Genomic DNA, 16,336 nt, shown 5'->3' on the forward strand with positions numbered 1-16,336 from the left:
AGGCAGGCCTGAGGTCAATATTTTCCCCCTTAATGGTTCACGATCTTGCGTGTTCTCCAGAGCGCTAATTCGACATAATGAACATGTGAATTGCATATCCATACGGATTCAACGTCCACACTGCTTGCAAGGATGCCGTAGAGGAGCGTTCCAGACACCAAAGAGAACAAAGGGGGGATCGGTTTGAATCGCGCCAAGTCGTCGCAATGGCTCCAGCAATGGATTTTTGTAGGGCCATCGACGTTATTTTTCGTTATCATTATTGTAATCCCTTTCATGCTAGGAATGTACTATTCTTTTACAGAGTGGAATGGGGTAGCCAATCAGGCAAAGTGGGTCGGGCTGGATAATTTCAGTCACATTTTATTAAATGACGACAAATTCGGGACAGCGTTCTGGTTTACCGTCCGTTTTACGGTGATTGGAGTGGTGGCAGCCAATATCTTTGGTTTTCTGCTGGCGTATTTTCTAACCAAGCCGCTAAAAACAAAAAATGTGCTTCGAACTATTTTTTTCATGCCTAATGTGATCGGAGGTCTGTTGCTCGGTTTTATCTGGCAGTTTATTTTCGTCAAGGGATTTGCAGCGATCGGCGAGAGTACGGGGTTATCCTTTTTCAACCTGTCCTGGCTGGGAGATGAGATTACGGCCTTCTGGGGCATTGTGATCGTGTTTATCTGGCAAACAGCCGGTTATTTAATGGTGATTTATATCTCTTCCCTGACCAACGTGCCCCGGGATATGCTGGAGGCAGCCGAGATTGACGGAGCGAGCCGGATGCAAATCTTGCGGTCGATTATACTGCCTTTGATCATGCCCGCCATTACGGTATGTCTCTTCCTGGCGATATCATGGTCGTTTAAAATGTTCGATCTCAACCTGTCATTGACGAAGGGTGGTCCTTTTGGTTCAACAGAGTCAGTGGCGCTCAATATATACAATGAAGCGTTTGTCAATAATCGTTATGGGTTGGGAACGGCTAAAGCACTTATTTTCTTTATCATTGTTGCTCTCGTTACGAGCCTTCAGGTACGCCTGACGAAAAGTCGGGAGGTGGAATCGTAGATGGAAACAAACAATCGCTACCGCGTTGGAACCTGGGCGACTGAGTTGGTGATGATCCTCGTCGCATTGGTATTCCTCGTCCCGTTTTACTTTTTGTTCGTGAATTCGGTCAAAAGCTTTGGTGACCTGCTCACGGATTCTGCGGCCTGGCCACAAACATTTGTATGGAGCAACTATGCTAGAGCTTGGAGCATTACGCGTTTTCCTGAAGCGTTATGGAACTCATTCGTGGTTACGGTGGTCAGCAATCTGCTGCTCGTACTGATCAGCTCAATGGCTGCTTATCGAATGGTTCGGCATCCAACACGTTACAATCGGGTGCTGTTCAGCCTGTTCGTGGCCGCGATGGTCATTCCTTTTCAATCGGTGATGATCCCTTTGGTCAAGGTTGTAAGTACGCTGGATTTAATGAACAGTATTAGTGGTCTGGTAATCTGTTATCTGGGATTTGGGGCTCCTATGTCCATCTTTCTCTTTCACGGATTCGTCAAAGGTGTGCCAGTCGAGGTGGAAGAAGCAGCTACAGTAGACGGTTGCACGCCTTACGGGGTGTTTTTCCGGATTGTATATCCGTTGATGCTGCCCATGATGGTAACAGTTATTATTTTGAATACACTCTGGATTTGGAATGACTATCTACTGCCTTCTCTCGTGCTGCAAAAGGCTGAATTGCGCACCATTCCGATTGCAACCTATGCCTTTTTCGGACAATATACGAAGCAGTGGGATTTGGCATTACCTGCTCTGGTGCTGGGTATCTTGCCGGTCATCGCGTTCTTTCTGGCCATGCAAAAATATATTATACAAGGGATTATGGCAGGTTCGGTTAAAGGTTGAGTGTTGATTATGGTGCTATGAAACCTAGAATAGAAAGGAACATAAATATGAAAACGCATACTTTTAAAAAGAAAGCCCAAGCACTGATTTTGCTTTTTGCAGCTTTTGCTCTGGTTTTGGCGGGGTGTAACAGCAGTGGGGGGCAAAATGCAAGCAATGAGGAAGTTAAGGAGAAAACCATTCACATTTTTCAGTTTAAAGTAGAGATTGCAGAAGCACTAAATCGCATGAAGGGGGAGTATGAAGCGACTCACCCCGGGATTAAGCTCGACATTCAGACCGTAGGTGGGGGTAGTGACTATGGGGCGGCGTTGAAGGCCAAGTTTGCTTCTGGTGAACAGCCGGATATTTTTAATGTCGGCGGATATCGTGAGCTGGATACGTGGATGGAATATTTGGAGGACCTATCCGACCAACCTTGGGTTGGTGATGTGGTCGATGTCGCCAAAGAACCGATGACCAAGGATGGCAAGCTGTACGGTCAGCCAATGAATCTGGAAGGATACGGCTTTATTTATAACAAGGATTTGTTCAAAAAGGCTGGAATCACCGAGCCTCCTAAAACGCTGTCTGAGCTGGAGGTTGCTGCGCAAAAGCTGCAAGCCGCAGGGATTACACCTTTCTCCAATGGATACCAGGAGTTTTGGGTGCTGGGCAATCATTTGCTGAACGTGGCATTTGCTAATCAGCCAGACCCGTCGGGCTTCGTCAAGGGACTGAATGATGGCACAGCCAAAATTCCGGGCAATGCTGTATTCGCCGAGTGGATCAAGCTGCTCGATCTGACGCTCAAGTATGGCAATTCGAAGCCGCTCACGACTGATTACAATACGCAGGTAACGAACTTTGCCACTGGCAAGGCTGCCATGATGCAGCAAGGGAACTGGACTCAGGTCCAAATTGACGGAATTAATCCGAAACTGAATCTGGGTATTCTGCCTATGCCGATTGGTGAAGATGCAACAGCCGGAGATAAGCTGTTTGTAGGTGTCGCCAATAACTGGGTGGTTAATAAAAATTCGTCTGTCAAAGCTGAGGCCAAAGAGTTCTTAAATTGGATGGTGACATCCGAGCAAGGGAAAAAGTATATCACCAAGGAATTTAAGTTCATTCCAGCGTTCAAGAGCATCAAAGGAGAAGAGGCCGATATGGGCCAACTGGGTGCCGAAGTGGTGAAATACAGTCAGGAAAATAAACTGCTGGGCTGGTTCTTTAGCCGTTATCCTGAAGGAGCGCAGCAAGAATTCGGAAGTCAGATGCAAGCTTATGTGGCAGGTAAATCGGATGCTGGGAAGCTGTTCGAGGATTTCCAGAGAACATGGGATAATTTGAAGACCAAATAATTAAATAAAATACGCAGAAGAGCCTTCGTATGTCAGGGAGATTGCATGATCCTGAACATCCGAAGGCTTTTTTTGTTAACATAATTATACATTATAATAAAGCAGTACAATATCCCCGCGGCGTTCTATTTCTTGGAGTTCAAATGTACTTGGCAGTGTTCCTTCTGGAAATAACGGTATTCCTTGTCCAAGCACTTTAGGAATGATCGCAATGATCGCCTTTTCCAGCAGTCCAGCCTGCATGAAGGCCTGAACTAACTGACCTCCACCTACTAGCCATACCAAACCTTCCGATTGTTTTTGCAGACGCGGAACTAGCTCAGACAGAGCCTCGTCCGTAAATGTAACATGCGGTGCTTGCTCATGCTTCGCTAAAGACCGGGTGAGTATATAACAAGGCTTGCCAGCATAGGGGAAATCATCGGAAAGCTTCAATACCTCTTCATACGTCAGCCTGCCCATCAGTAGCGTGCCTACAGTGTCGTAAAAGTCGGCATATCCATTGTCGCCACCATCCCCTTTGACATCAAACAGCCAGTCCACCGAGCCATCCGGCAGTGCAATATACCCGTCAAGACTCACGGCAATATACAATACGACTTTGTTGGATTTTATAGCATCCATGGTTCATCACTCCTTTCTATCACCTATGTTACAATCTATTTATGACATACTTTGTCGTAGTAAAATAATCGTTTAAACTTTATTTTTATTAGAGGAGTACCTTATGAACGAACGCAGAATCGCACTTATGAGGATACTGGATTCCCGAAAAAAATATACGGCACGTGAGCTGGCCGAGCGGTTTGGTGTCTCCGTCAGGACGATTCAAAGAGATCTCGACTATTTGCAGCAGACCGGGTTACCCCTGTATACCGAAACCGGACCTCATGGCGGCTATCGGGCACTTCCCAATCGACTTCTTCCTCCCCTTCATCTTGCTCGCGATGAGGCTTTTGGTCTTTTTCTCATGCTGCAGCTGCTGGAAAATATCCCGGACATCCCCTTCGGGTCGGTGCGGGAGCATTTATCCGAGCACTATTATGCCGAGCTTCCTCAGGATGTGCGGGATAGCATCGATCAATTCAAGGACTATATCGCTTTTCGGATGATGCCGACTCACGCAGAATCACCCTACACCTCGCTCATTTTGGAGGCTGCGTTGAATAAACGTCGGTTGAACATGCTTTACCGCTCCGCTTCTGGGGACAAGTGGACGAAAGTATATCCGGTGGGGCTCTATTTTGATCACGGATATTGGTACATGCCTGCGCAAAGCGGAGATCGGATCATTTTGTACCGCTCAGACAGAGTGATGACAATGACCATACTGGAAGACACCTTATCCGGCCTTCCCACCCTTAAGGAATGGTTGACTGCGGAGGATTCGCGTACGGGAATTCCGTCAAAAATAGAATTTACACCATTAGGTGCTCGGCTGGCGGAATCAGACCCCCTCTTCCAAAATGTTTCTCATGAGAAATCGCGGGGTCAGGAATGGTACGGACATATCCCGGTCGAAGAGTTTAAATATGTATCCAGACTTCTGTTAAAATACGGGCCGGAGGCCGAGGTTATATATCCGAAAGAGCTGCGCATGCAAGTCAAACGGCTGCTGCAAGACAGCCTGAATCCTTATCTGAAGGATGATGAGGCCGATCAGGAAGGATAAGTCTCTTAATTGTTAATTACATGAATATTTAAGGTTATTAACGTATGACTTTCCAATTATTTTTGTGATAAAGTTTTGAAAAGAGCCCGTTTTCGTATATGATGAAGAGTAATAATTCAAAAGGCTGGACGGGAGACAGATATGAATCAACCGCTTTATGGAATATGGCTCGGAGATGTGTTTTTTTGCTTTTCTGGTGAGACGTCGGAACCACGTATTGATGCGTGGAGCAGTGTGATCCGCAGGCTGACGCTGAAGGGAGACCTTCGGCCGTTTCGGCAGGCTGCGTTGCGTCTTGCCGAGGTGCGGATACCTAACAATGCTCGCGTGGAAACCGCGGGCAGAGGTGGCAAAAGACGTTCCATGCTGGGGCGTACGCTGGAGGGTCTGGCACTGGAACCTCGCGAGACGATGGCTCTGCTGACTCGCATGGACGAGAAGGGCTGTGCGGCTTCGGGCATTACGCTTGGCGAGGAAATGCAATATTGGCAAAAGGCTGCTTATTTTGCGCTAGAGCTGATGCAGCGGGGCGAAATCGTGCCATCACTTACAGAGGCGCGTCCCTCTGGACCGCGACGACGCGGTCCGGATGCGGCGGTAGGGGTGTGGATTCCTCGGCTTCGCGAAGAGGAGGACATCCGCCGCTTTCATGAGCTGGCAGCTGCGATGCCGGCTGTTTGTATGGCATCTCCGGCCGTTTTTGCGGGCAAGGAGCCAGAAACACGTGAGGATGCAGCTGGAATGGTGCTGTATTCCTTCTTGTGTGCGGTCGTTCATGCAGAAACGACCGCGGTGCTGGCTGCGTCAGATCGTGAGTTGGGACGATATCGGGCAGATTATCGGCGCGGAGGATCACCGCTGGCGGAGCTGTGGTGGAACAGTCTGTTGACAGGTTCGCGTCAGGTTGCGATTCAGGGAACGCCTGCTGAGATGGAGGAGCTGGTTCTTCAGGCGTCCTCTCTTGAGGGAAGCACGATGCCTGTCACCGAACGGGAAGCCAAGGAACCCATTGAAGGGCAATTGCGTCTGTGCCTTCGTTTGGAGCCTTCTTTGGAAGAGAGTATCCAGGAATGGCGCATTACCTTTTGGGCAGAAAGCGATGCAGAGCCCGGATTACGACTGCCTGCTCTGGCATTGTGGGCATATCCTGAACGTGATCTGGTTCGCGGTGAAATTGTGTACCGTCAAGTGCAGGCGCAACTGCTGACGAGGCTCGGACAGGCGGCTGAAGCGGCACCCATATTGCAGGAAGCATTAAACCGCCCTTATCCCGAGGGGTTGACCCTGGAGCCGGAGATGTTCTTCCGCTTCCTGACGGAAGCCGTACCTTCTTTACAAAAGAACGGTATTACTGTGCAAATGCCTTCACGCTGGAGCCGGGAGGGGCGAAGACGTGCAGGCTTGCGGCTTAAAATGCGCTCGACAGAGCAGGGGACCAAGCCAGATGGTGTGATCGCCGATACATCGTCTGTTGGCATTAACCGCATGATTTCGTTTGATGCCGAGGCTGTGCTGGGGGATACGGCCTTGACGATGGAGGAACTGGAAGGCATCGTCGCGGCCAATTTGCCATACGTACGTCTCGGAGGGGAATGGATCGAGGTAGACCCCAAGGAAATTCGTCAGGTGCTACGCTTTATCAAGCGCGGAGAAAACGGTGAAATGAGCTTGTCCGAATGGATGCATTTGGCTGCGGAAAATGAAAGTGCAGGCGAGGCCTCATGGAAGGGCTTGTCTATCTTTGGCGCGGAATCCGCCGGATTGCTTGCGTCGTTGGCTGAGGGAGGGGTACTCCGTTCCGTAGAGCCGCGTCCTGTGCCGGAGACGTTGCATGGTGCACTACGGCCGTATCAAGAGCGGGGTTTTCAATGGCTGGCTGCGATGCGCGGATTGGGTTTTGGTGTGTGCCTGGCGGACGACATGGGGCTGGGTAAAACGATTCAGGTTATTACCTGTCTGCTCGATGGTGGCATCGGAGCAGAGGATCAGCGTCCGGCGTTAATCATCTGTCCGACGTCCTTGCTTGGCAACTGGCAGCGGGAATTGAAGCGCTTTTCACCGGATTTGTCGCTTTATATTCACCATGGCAACCAGCGACTCCACGGGGAGCAGTTTCAGGAAAATGTACGCGAGTATGATATCGTCCTCACTACCTATCATTTGGCGGGCCGGGACGGCAGCGATTTATCTGCGGTCTACTGGTCTTCCATCGTGTTGGATGAGGCGCAATATATAAAAAATGCACGCACTAAGCAGGCACAAAGCGTCATGAAGTTGTCCGCACCACATCGGATTGCCATGACAGGTACTCCGGTAGAGAATCGCTTGAGCGAACTGTGGTCTATTTTCCAATTCCTGAATCCAGGGTATCTTGGTACAGCGTCTTCATTCCGCCAGCGGTACAGTCTGGCAGGAGAGGAACGGGGGTCCGCGTTGCGTGAGCTTCATCGTCTCGTCTCCCCGTTCATGCTGCGTCGGCTCAAAAGTGATCCGGATATCCGCAAGGATTTGCCAGAGAAGCTGGAGTTGAAGTCCTATTGCGTACTGACACCAGAGCAGGCCGGATTATACCGCGGTGTGGTGGATCAATTGTTGGGAACACTGGATGGACAAGTCGGTATGGCCCGCAAAGGGCTTGTCCTGTCGTCGCTGACCAAGTTGAAGCAAATCTGTGACCATCCGGGTTTAATTATTCCAGGCCGTGCTGACAGCAGTAAAGCCGAAAACTCGGGCAAAATGGAGCGACTGCTGGAATTGGTAGAAACCATTCGCGAGAACGATGAATCGGCGCTGATTTTCACCCAATATGTGTCGATGGGAGAACTACTGGTTTCCCGTTTGGCCAAAATTTTGGGAGAAGAACCATATTTCCTGCATGGGGGACTGGCGAAAACCAGACGGGACGAAATGGTTCACAACTTCCAGCAGGGAAAAGGACCGAATATATTCGTACTTTCCTTGCGTGCAGGTGGCGTGGGTCTGAACCTGACGCGTGCCAGCCATGTCATTCACTATGATCGCTGGTGGAATCCTGCGGTGGAAAATCAGGCGACAGACCGGGTATTCCGTATTGGTCAAAGTCGCAATGTACAAGTGCACAAGTTGATTTGTCAGGGGACACTGGAGGAAAGAATCGATGAGCTGATCGAGAGCAAAAAGGCACTGTCCGAACAGGTTGTCGGCTCGGGTGAACATTGGCTCACCGAAATGTCTGATGATGAACTGCGTGGTCTGATTGCGTTGCAAAATGATGTATGGATCGAGTGAGCAGAGAAAGGATGAAGGCGATGACGAGACCGCGAGTGAAGCTGGACGTAACTGACGGTCGATGGATCGTGGGATTTGACGGAAATGGGCCGGAAGGTGAATCGACGGGTGTACCTTCCGCACAACCCGTCCAATGGACTGGCCCAGTGCCTGTACTGAACCTGGAAGAGCGAGGGGCATGGCTGGAGCAGCTAAAAGCGGAGCCTTTGGACATCTACCGTCTCCTGAAAGGAGAAGCCTGCCTGTCGCTGGATGAAATTGTTCAACTCGCAGCTGAGACCGCCGTTTCCAGCAGAGAGAATGGAGTGGGTGCAGTCGAAGACGTGAAGGAAGCTCTTCAGGCTGGACTGAAAAACGAGCCCCAACACTGTCCGGCGTTGATCGGAATGACGCCGGAAGAGCTGCTGGAGTACGTGTTTAGTGCTTGGGCTGGAGAGTTATCCCATGTGCAGAGAACCTCCCCCGCGCTTGAGCCTACCTCACGCGCGGAGGGCGGACGCAGCGGATCGGCAGCAATTAGCGAATGGATTGCAGAATCCGCAGCTGAAGGAGCATTGCATCGTCCCGGAGCAGGCTTTCATGCCATTGAAATCCATCTGCCACAGAAACTTGCTTTCAAGAAGGAAACTGATATTACGTCTTTGCTGCCGAGGTTACCCCGTGCTGAAGAAGCATTGAAACTCATACGTGAACGGGTAGCCGAGCGAGCTCGGGCTGCAATCCCGCAAAAACGTCATAATCCGTAACAATTCGGGGATATGCTTCCTTTTTCGAGACTGTTCACCTTCATTGGATAGGATAACAGCTTCGAAGTGTGTCCAAAGTTCAGTTACAATGGGGAAACGGAAAAGTTACTGCAAGTCATGTATCAATTGCAATATTGGAGGAGATACCAGCATGAAACGACATATACAACAGACGCGCACATCTCAGCGATGGACTAAAGCGCTTATTCCGGGGCTGATCCTGCCGGGTCTATTGCTAGCAGCGTGCCAGCAAGGAGGATCAGGTGGACAGGAAAGTGAGCCATTAAAATCGTCTACAGCGGTACAGGAGAATGTACAGCCTTCCACCCAGCCGGATGCGGGGAATGGCAGCGCTAGCGCTGAACAAGCCACCGCGGGTACTGGAAGCGGACAAGCCGACCCTGTAATGGCGTTGCGGAGCCAGAGTGCGCTGCAAGCTACGGTTAAGGAAGAGGATGGAACAGCGGTTGTCACCAATGCGACTTCAGATACAGTCGTTGTGAACAAAAAGCGCAGCTTGCCCGTGGGCTATGTCCCGGATGATCTGGTGGAGCCGCAGGTGCCTTTTTCCTTCGAGGGACCGCATGAGAAGCGGCATTTGCGTAAGGAAGCGGCAGAGGCACTGGAGAAGCTGTTCGACGGTGCGAAAAAGGACGGCATTGAGCTGCGTGCGGTATCGGGATACCGTTCCTATAAGCGTCAGGTGTCTATTTTCAACAACAATGTAAAGACAAAGGGGCAGGAATATGCCTCTAAAGTCAGCGCCGTACCAGGTACGAGTGAGCATCAGACGGGATTGTCCATTGACGTATCCAGCCCCAGCGTAGGCAATGAGCTGGAGCAATCCTTCGGTGCTTCTAAGGAAGGTGAATGGCTGGAACAACATGCACCGGAATACGGATTTATTATTCGTTATATGAAGGGTAAAGAAGATGTGACCGGCTATGTGTACGAGCCTTGGCATATCCGTTATGTGGGAGTAGACATTGCAGAGGATGTTGCCAAGCAGGGGCTGACACTTGAGGAGTATTTCGACGAAAGCAATATCAAACTATAACCGCTACAACCAAGCCGTAATCCTGAGGATTGCGGCTTTTTGTCGTATTTTTCTTCCAAATTGAACCTTTTCAAGGTAGAATCTCGTATAGTGAACGACGACAGATGCTTGGATTTATAGTAAACCTCATGACAGAAGCGTACAGGAAGGGAAGGGAATCATCATCTATTATTCATTAACGTATCGCGAATGGTCAGAAGACACTCAAAAGGAACTGCGCAGCCTAACACGGGAGTCCGTATCGGGAGATGAGCTGTTCCTGCGCAAGCTTGTAGACGCTACGCGTCTCCATGACAAGCTGTGGGCGCATATCTCGAATGAAAGTGAGGAGCATACGGATCATTCCGTCTATGTAACCGAATTTACGGGGGAACGTGCGAAGCCTTACGGCGCGTCGATCACAGACCTCGTCCTGGCTAGTGAGGGAGGCTACAACTCCACATTCAGCGCCATGTACTGGGTATGGCATGAGCCTGCGTTCCGTAGCATGGATCAGCGGGAAGGTTCGGTATTTACCTTGGAGCTAGCCCAGCGGCTACTGGATCACTATACGGTTTTGGGTGGCAAAACATACGAATTTATATATTCAGTATTGGACCCTCAGCTGAAAAAGGTGCATTTGTTTGTGAAGGAGGTCGATCTGTGATGGAGCATTCTTGGGAAACCATGAAATCCAAGCCCGGCTCTCGTGCACGGATGGCGGCCTTTGCCCTGATGTTGGCTGTCCCAGCCGCTCTGACGGGTTGCGGTGACGACGAATATTATGACTGCGACGAGCTCCCCGTATCGGAGCAAACGGCCTGCCGGGATTCAGGCAGCAGCGGGTATTATTATGGCGGATCGACCTATTATAGCGGAGGCTCCTCATATCATAGCAGCCGTTCATCTTCCAGTTCTTATCGCAAGAGCTCGTCTTCATCTTCCAGCTCACACAGTGGTTTTGGCAGCAGCGGCTCACACAGCGGCTTTTTTTCTGGGGGTTAAGATGAGCATGCGTACGATTCGTCAATTACCTTATGAACATGACGAGCTTTTTCAGGGTGAAATCAGCCGTATGATTCCGTACCATCGTATGTACGGCAAGTCCTATTGCGTGCCGGCCTTAACGGTGTATCTGGAAAGCGAGCTGGCAGAGCTTCAGGCTGCTTCTGAGGCGGTACATCGTATTTATCGCAAGGTTCAGCAATTCATCCAGCGCTATATGCCGGATGAATACCTGGTGGAGCGGTTGGGAATTCATCCAGGCTTGCTGCGTGCTGCACGTATGGAGGTCGCACCGGATGGGATCACCCGACAGGACTGGATTGTGGGGGAAGCGGGGATCAAGTGCATTGAGAATAACACCGATACCCCAACCGGGATTCCCGAGGTGGCTTATCTCGAAGGAAAGCTGCTGGAGGTGCTGCATAGTGAGGGAATGTCAAGGGATGACATTGCTCTACATGGACCCTCATCTGGAATGGATGAGGCGATTCAGTCTGCCTTGACGGAGCTCATTCATTTTTATAGCCGCAAGGGTTTGGGGACAAAGGTGCACTTCACTTGCTATGATTGGCATGTTGAGGATCAGACGAATACCAAATATATTATGCGTTTATGTGAACAAGCCGGGTTTGAAGTGGTTTATGCGCCATTGGAAGAGCTGGAAATTATCCCGAACGAAGGATTGTATCACCGGGGAGAGCAGATTCACATCCTCTATCGCCTGTATCCGCTGGAATACCTGATTGATGATCGGGAAGAGGACACGGGGCTTGAGGTGGGGCAGGCGTTAATGGATATGGTGGCAGACGGGAAAATAGGACTCATTAATCCGCCGCAGCATATCATTACCCAGAGCAAAGGGTTCACCGCAACCGTATGGTCACTGTACGAGCGCAATGAGCAGACACCAGCGTTCTGCGGTTTTCGTTTATTTGACGACCGGGAGCTGGAGGTCATACGAACCTACCTGCTACCTACATATTTTGAGCCATCCGTGTTTCTGCAAAATCAAGAGCCTTATGTGGCGAAAGGTATATGGGGACGAGAGGGTAAAGGGACGCATTTGATTGAGCAGCCTGAACCCGAGGAGAGACTGGAAGGCGTCTTGGGAGTGGTTGAAAATGTGAAGGCTGACCAGCCTGATCTGCTTCATCAAGTTGATGCTCCACTAACGCCTGAACAGGAGGAAGCCGCACATATTGCCGCTTATTACGAGGGACAGCCTAAGATTTATCAGCAGCTGTGGCCCATGCAGAGCGCAGAGGTGCAGACGGAGGAAGGGCTATTTCACGGCTACGTGCTGACAGGCATATTCGTGATCGGGGGGCGTTTTGCGGGGGTCCTGCCGCGAATCGGTGAAAAGGTAACAGGGGATATGGCCTATTATTGCGCTGCCTCCGTTGCCAACGAACCTTCTAATCCACCCGCTGTATAGGCGAATTGCACAATGTATACTATTCGAACAGATCTGTTCCCTATTCATAAGTATCATAAGGAGGAAAAAAATTGGACTCTCATATCAGTTTGGGCAACGCATTGGGCAATGTAGGTATCGGCCTGCTTATCTTGTTTGCCATCTTAATCGTAGGTTATTTTGTGTTCAGCTTGCTGACACGTTATAACGATAATAAGGAAATCGCACGCGGCAATGAAGCGGCAGGTATCTACATGGGGGCAAAGCTGCTAGGCCTGTGTATCATCGTGGGAATGGTGTCGTATAGCAGCCATTCATGGCTCGATATGCTGACCTGGTCGGCCGTAGGCATTGTAGTGCTGTGCCTGGTCTATGTGATTTTTGATCTGGTAACGCCGCGTACCAAGGTGTGCGAGGAAATTGCTAAAGGCAATGTGGCTCTGGCACAACTGCTACGCTCAATCATCATCGGGGTATCTTTTGTCGTAGGTACATTTTTGATGTAGTCGAAATGATGTAGTTAATATAGAGAAGAGGTACAAAGAATCTGCAAAACCGGACAACGGAGCTGCAGATTCTTTTTTTTACGGGGAATTGTATTCACTTGGTGGGGACTATTCTACAAAGGTAAGGGTGATACTGCATAGCAAAAAGAAATGTGCTCCAGATATCAAACCAAATTGCAAAGAAGGGAATTCTGAACATATGAGTACCTTTACCTCCCCAATCCTACCCATTCGGGTGGGGATCATCGGCTTGGGCTTGATCGCTGAATATCATATCAGATCATTACACAGCATGTCGGGGGTATCGATTGTGGCCGTTAGTGATGTAAACGCGAACCGCCTTCAAGTCATCGGAGAGCAATTGCAACTGCCTGCTTCCAAGCGGTACTCCCATTATGAAGCATTGATCCGTGACCCAAAGGTAGATGCGATTCTGTCGCTGACACCCAATGATGTGCATTTTGACATTATTAGGATTGCGCTGGAAGAACATAAAGCTGTACTGGCAGAAAAACCATTGACGCTCACGTGGTCTGAGGCAGGTGAATTGAAAAAGCTGTATACTGCGAATCCCGTGCCTTTGCTGGTTCACTACAAGCATCGCTACGGAGCGGCCTTCCAATATGTCAAGCAACTGCTGGAAGAGCATAAGCTGGGTAAAATCTACAATATTCAATTCCGCTATCTAATGGATTCATTTTCACCGTATCGTCAGCATCCGTATACATGGCGACACAATTTAGCCAAGGCCGGCTCTGGAGTCGTGGGGGATACTGCCTCACATATTATTGATCTGGCCCGTTTTCTGATTGGTGAATTTAAAAGCGTCGCGGCGCTGCTACATATCATTACACCTGAGCGGCCCGATCCGGTCACGGGTCTGCCTGTAAAAGTGGATGTGGAAGATCTCGCCGCCTTTCATGGTATCATTGGCGATAATACCGTGGGTACCTTCATCACTCACAAAAATGCCATCGGCAAACGTCACGATATCGAAGTGGATATCTACGGCGAGGTCGGTACGCTGCACGCTAGTCTCAATAATCCGGAAAGTATTCGCATCGTGCTGCGTGACCTGGAACACCCGGATGCCGAATACGAGAATTGGGCTGTCCCACCAATCTATAATCATACAGCCGATGGCGATTTTGTTAAGCTGGCAAGGGGGGAGTTCGTGGACCGAGCCCCATTATTCGATGACGGATACAAGAATCAGTGGGTACTTGAGAAAATACTTCAATCCTGGAGAGAGAACGGGCGTTTAGTAGAAGTGTAAGGAGGCCCTAACTCTTTTCTTGTTGCGTTCTTGCCCGTTTAGCCCCGATCAGCCTCCAGCCTGTTAACAATGCCGACACAAGACAGATGGAGGCAGACGTCATAAAGACTACATGCATGCCTGCCAGAAAAATTTCAGGGTGACCCGGAACCAATCCGGTGACCCGATAACCAGCCTCTTTACTCATAATATAAAAGAGAATGGATGTGGCCAGCGTGATCCCCACAACCATACCGACGTTGCGCACCAGCGAATTAACACTTCCGGCCGAGCCAAGCTGTGTGCGGGGTACCTTGGACATAATCAGCGAGTTGTTCGGCGATTGGAATAAACCACTGCCAATACCCAGCATGGCAATCCACAGACCGACGAGCGGGATGGAGCTGCCTGCATGCAGCTGGGCTAATCCAATTTGGGCAACGACCATAACGACCAGCCCGGCGAAAGTGAGCAGTTCAGACCCGATTTTATCGGAAAGCGCACCGCTGAGCGGGGCCACAATAACCATAGAGATGGGGAACAACATCAGCAGAAATCCGGCATAAAAAGGCGACAAGTTCAGCATATTCTGCGCATAGAAAGGCGAAATGATGTTAAAGCAGAAGTTAGCGACAAACACCAGAAAAGCACACAAAATACTGAGCGAAAACAGCGGATTTTTGAATAGTGCGAGCTGTAACAGTGGCTGTGGACGACGCAATTCCAACCGAATGAATACGGCAAAAGCAACTACAGCCACCACCAGTGAAGCAATAATACGTGCGTCTCCATACCCGACCTGCTGTCCCAGCAACAATCCGACGAACAAGGTCAGAATAAAAATGGCAAACACCAGGCTGCCGGGAATGTCAACCTTATCCTTCACCTTGATCAGATCCTTCGGTAGAAGCTTCCAGCCAAGAAAGACAGCGACCAGGCCTATCGGTACATTGACCCAGAAAATGTATTGCCAGCCCAGCGAGGAGACAATAATACCGCCCAAGCTCGGCCCGGCGATACTGCCCAGAGAAACGAAGGTTCCGATGAGGCCAAGCGCTTTGCCCCGTTCAGTGGACGGGAAGATATCTGTTACGATCCCTTGGCTGTTCGCCATGGTCATGGATGCTCCAATGGCCTGAATGATGCGGGAAATCAGCAATAGGGAGAGTGAAGAGCTAAGACCGCACAATAGGGAGCCGAGAATGAATATGATTGTGCCGATTTTGAATATTTTGATTTTACCGACCATATCCCCCAGCTTGCCGAAAAATAAAATAGCGGTACATATCGCCATTAAATAGGCGGTTGTCACCCATTCAATTTGTGCCACGGGTAAATGTAACGTGCGAGACAACACAGGAAGAGCAATATTAACAATGCTTCCATCCAAAGTGGACATAAACGTAAACAGATTTAAAACAATCAAAATCATCCAACGTTTCTTCTGAACTTCGATATTCTCTTGATAGGTTGCAGCAGTTGTAGCAGTTGAACTCATTATGAACACCTCTTTATCGTTGAAGGCCCTTTTTATTAGTTGCATGCGCAACTAAATGAACGGTTCTAGTGTACAGCAAATTAGTTGCGTGCGCAACAATAGTATTGTAAACTTTGTTTTGGTCCCAGCTGGGGATTGCCATTTTCAAGCCAATGAGGTGTATTTGATGAGGAAAAAACCGATTGGAAAGCTAATTTCCCACCTGTACCGTCGAAATCAAAAAATACTGTCCAAAAAACTGGCTCCTTATGGAATCGGCAGTGGGGGACAACACAGTTTCCTAAAGCTGATTTTGCAGCGGCCGGGCATTACACAGGAGCAGCTGACGAATGAACTTAAATTTGACAAGGCAACCACGACACGCTCTGTAAAACAATTAGAGGAATCAGGCTACATTGAACGTAAAACGGACCCCAATGATCGTCGTTCCCAACTTGTGTCTCCTACGGCCAAGGCGTTAGAATTCGCTCCTGTCTTACAAGGGATATTGGACGAGCTCAATGCCGGTCTTGCCCGCAATTTATCCGAAGAGGAAGAGGACCTTCTAATCGACTTACTGCAAAAGATTAGTACAGATCCTGACGAATAAATAAATCAGGAGTTAGCATAGAGGATCGGCGGGTAAAAGAAAAAGGAAAAAAAGAAAAAGGAAATAGAAAAAAGCAGCTATCACAGAGAATACCCAGTGGTGG

General features: G+C 49.5%; 15 protein-coding genes. 13 read left to right on the top strand and 2 right to left on the bottom strand.

Annotated features, from left to right (window positions below):
• The first annotated feature begins 183 nt into the window (after nt 1-183).
• The 3 genes from ACH59B_RS02915 to ACH59B_RS02925 are packed head-to-tail and all read left to right on the top strand — an operon-like array spanning nt 184 to nt 3,245.
• Nucleotides 184-1,065: a carbohydrate ABC transporter permease gene (locus ACH59B_RS02915; RefSeq protein WP_016819491.1), complete on the top strand. Its 882-nt coding sequence runs from the start codon at nt 184-186 to the stop codon at nt 1,063-1,065.
• The gene (locus tag ACH59B_RS02920) at nt 1,066-1,902 is read left to right on the top strand and encodes a carbohydrate ABC transporter permease (RefSeq protein ID WP_016819492.1); all 837 of its coding nucleotides are present in this window, start codon (nt 1,066-1,068) and stop codon (nt 1,900-1,902) included.
• Nucleotides 1,903-1,949: 47 nt separating this feature from the next.
• Nucleotides 1,950-3,245 carry an ABC transporter substrate-binding protein gene (locus ACH59B_RS02925; protein ID WP_017428031.1) on the top strand — a complete coding sequence of 432 codons (1,296 nt, stop codon included), beginning with the start codon at nt 1,950-1,952 and terminating at the stop codon, nt 3,243-3,245.
• Nucleotides 3,246-3,329: 84 nt separating this feature from the next.
• Here ACH59B_RS02925 and ACH59B_RS02930 read toward each other — a convergent pair whose 3' ends face one another.
• Nucleotides 3,330-3,869: a dihydrofolate reductase family protein gene (locus tag ACH59B_RS02930; RefSeq protein WP_017428030.1), complete on the bottom strand. Its 540-nt coding sequence runs from the start codon at nt 3,867-3,869 to the stop codon at nt 3,330-3,332.
• A 103-nt stretch (nt 3,870-3,972) separates the two neighbouring features.
• Between ACH59B_RS02930 and ACH59B_RS02935 the strand changes: the two genes are divergently transcribed.
• The 9 genes from ACH59B_RS02935 to ACH59B_RS02975 all read left to right on the top strand — a co-directional run bounded on the left by ACH59B_RS02935 (nt 3,973) and on the right by ACH59B_RS02975 (nt 14,167).
• Nucleotides 3,973-4,917: a YafY family protein gene (locus ACH59B_RS02935; protein ID WP_017428029.1), complete on the top strand. Its 945-nt coding sequence runs from the start codon at nt 3,973-3,975 to the stop codon at nt 4,915-4,917.
• A 141-nt stretch (nt 4,918-5,058) separates the two neighbouring features.
• On the top strand, nt 5,059-8,184 hold the full coding sequence (locus tag ACH59B_RS02940; protein WP_404303281.1) for a DEAD/DEAH box helicase: 3,126 nt from the start codon (nt 5,059-5,061) through the stop codon (nt 8,182-8,184).
• Nucleotides 8,185-8,204: 20 nt separating this feature from the next.
• On the top strand, nt 8,205-8,930 hold the full coding sequence (locus ACH59B_RS02945) for a hypothetical protein (protein WP_017428028.1): 726 nt from the start codon (nt 8,205-8,207) through the stop codon (nt 8,928-8,930).
• 151 nt (nt 8,931-9,081) lie between these two features.
• Nucleotides 9,082-9,987, top strand: coding sequence for a D-alanyl-D-alanine carboxypeptidase family protein (locus ACH59B_RS02950; RefSeq protein ID WP_031462773.1), 906 nt, complete (start codon nt 9,082-9,084; stop codon nt 9,985-9,987).
• 487 nt (nt 9,988-10,474) lie between these two features.
• Complete coding sequence (locus tag ACH59B_RS02955) at nt 10,475-10,633, top strand: hypothetical protein (RefSeq protein ID WP_225164838.1); 159 nt, start codon at nt 10,475-10,477, stop codon at nt 10,631-10,633.
• Nucleotides 10,633-10,971: a hypothetical protein gene (locus ACH59B_RS02960; protein ID WP_031462774.1), complete on the top strand. Its 339-nt coding sequence runs from the start codon at nt 10,633-10,635 to the stop codon at nt 10,969-10,971. Before ACH59B_RS02955 ends, ACH59B_RS02960 begins: the two co-directional genes overlap by 1 nt.
• 1 nt (nt 10,972) lies before the next feature.
• Nucleotides 10,973-12,406 (top strand): glutathionylspermidine synthase family protein, encoded by a 1,434-nt coding sequence (locus ACH59B_RS02965; protein ID WP_049828241.1) that lies wholly within the window; start codon nt 10,973-10,975, stop codon nt 12,404-12,406.
• A 71-nt stretch (nt 12,407-12,477) separates the two neighbouring features.
• Nucleotides 12,478-12,891 (top strand): DUF350 domain-containing protein, encoded by a 414-nt coding sequence (locus tag ACH59B_RS02970; RefSeq protein WP_031462776.1) that lies wholly within the window; start codon nt 12,478-12,480, stop codon nt 12,889-12,891.
• A gap of 199 nt (nt 12,892-13,090) precedes the next feature.
• Nucleotides 13,091-14,167: a Gfo/Idh/MocA family protein gene (locus ACH59B_RS02975; RefSeq protein WP_031462777.1), complete on the top strand. Its 1,077-nt coding sequence runs from the start codon at nt 13,091-13,093 to the stop codon at nt 14,165-14,167.
• 7 nt (nt 14,168-14,174) lie between these two features.
• Here the strand turns inward: ACH59B_RS02975 and ACH59B_RS02980 are convergent, their stop codons facing one another.
• Entirely contained in the window at nt 14,175-15,644 is a 1,470-nt protein-coding gene (locus ACH59B_RS02980; RefSeq protein ID WP_031462778.1) for an MFS transporter, read from the bottom strand.
• Nucleotides 15,645-15,810: 166 nt separating this feature from the next.
• On the opposite strand from ACH59B_RS02980, the gene ACH59B_RS02985 reads away from it, so the two are divergent.
• On the top strand, nt 15,811-16,233 hold the full coding sequence (locus tag ACH59B_RS02985) for a MarR family winged helix-turn-helix transcriptional regulator (RefSeq protein WP_017428023.1): 423 nt from the start codon (nt 15,811-15,813) through the stop codon (nt 16,231-16,233).
• Nucleotides 16,234-16,336 lie beyond the last annotated feature (103 nt).

The sequence above is a fragment of the Paenibacillus sp. DP01 genome (genome assembly GCF_044784315.1).
Lineage (GTDB): Bacteria > Bacillota > Bacilli > Paenibacillales > Paenibacillaceae > Paenibacillus > Paenibacillus polymyxa.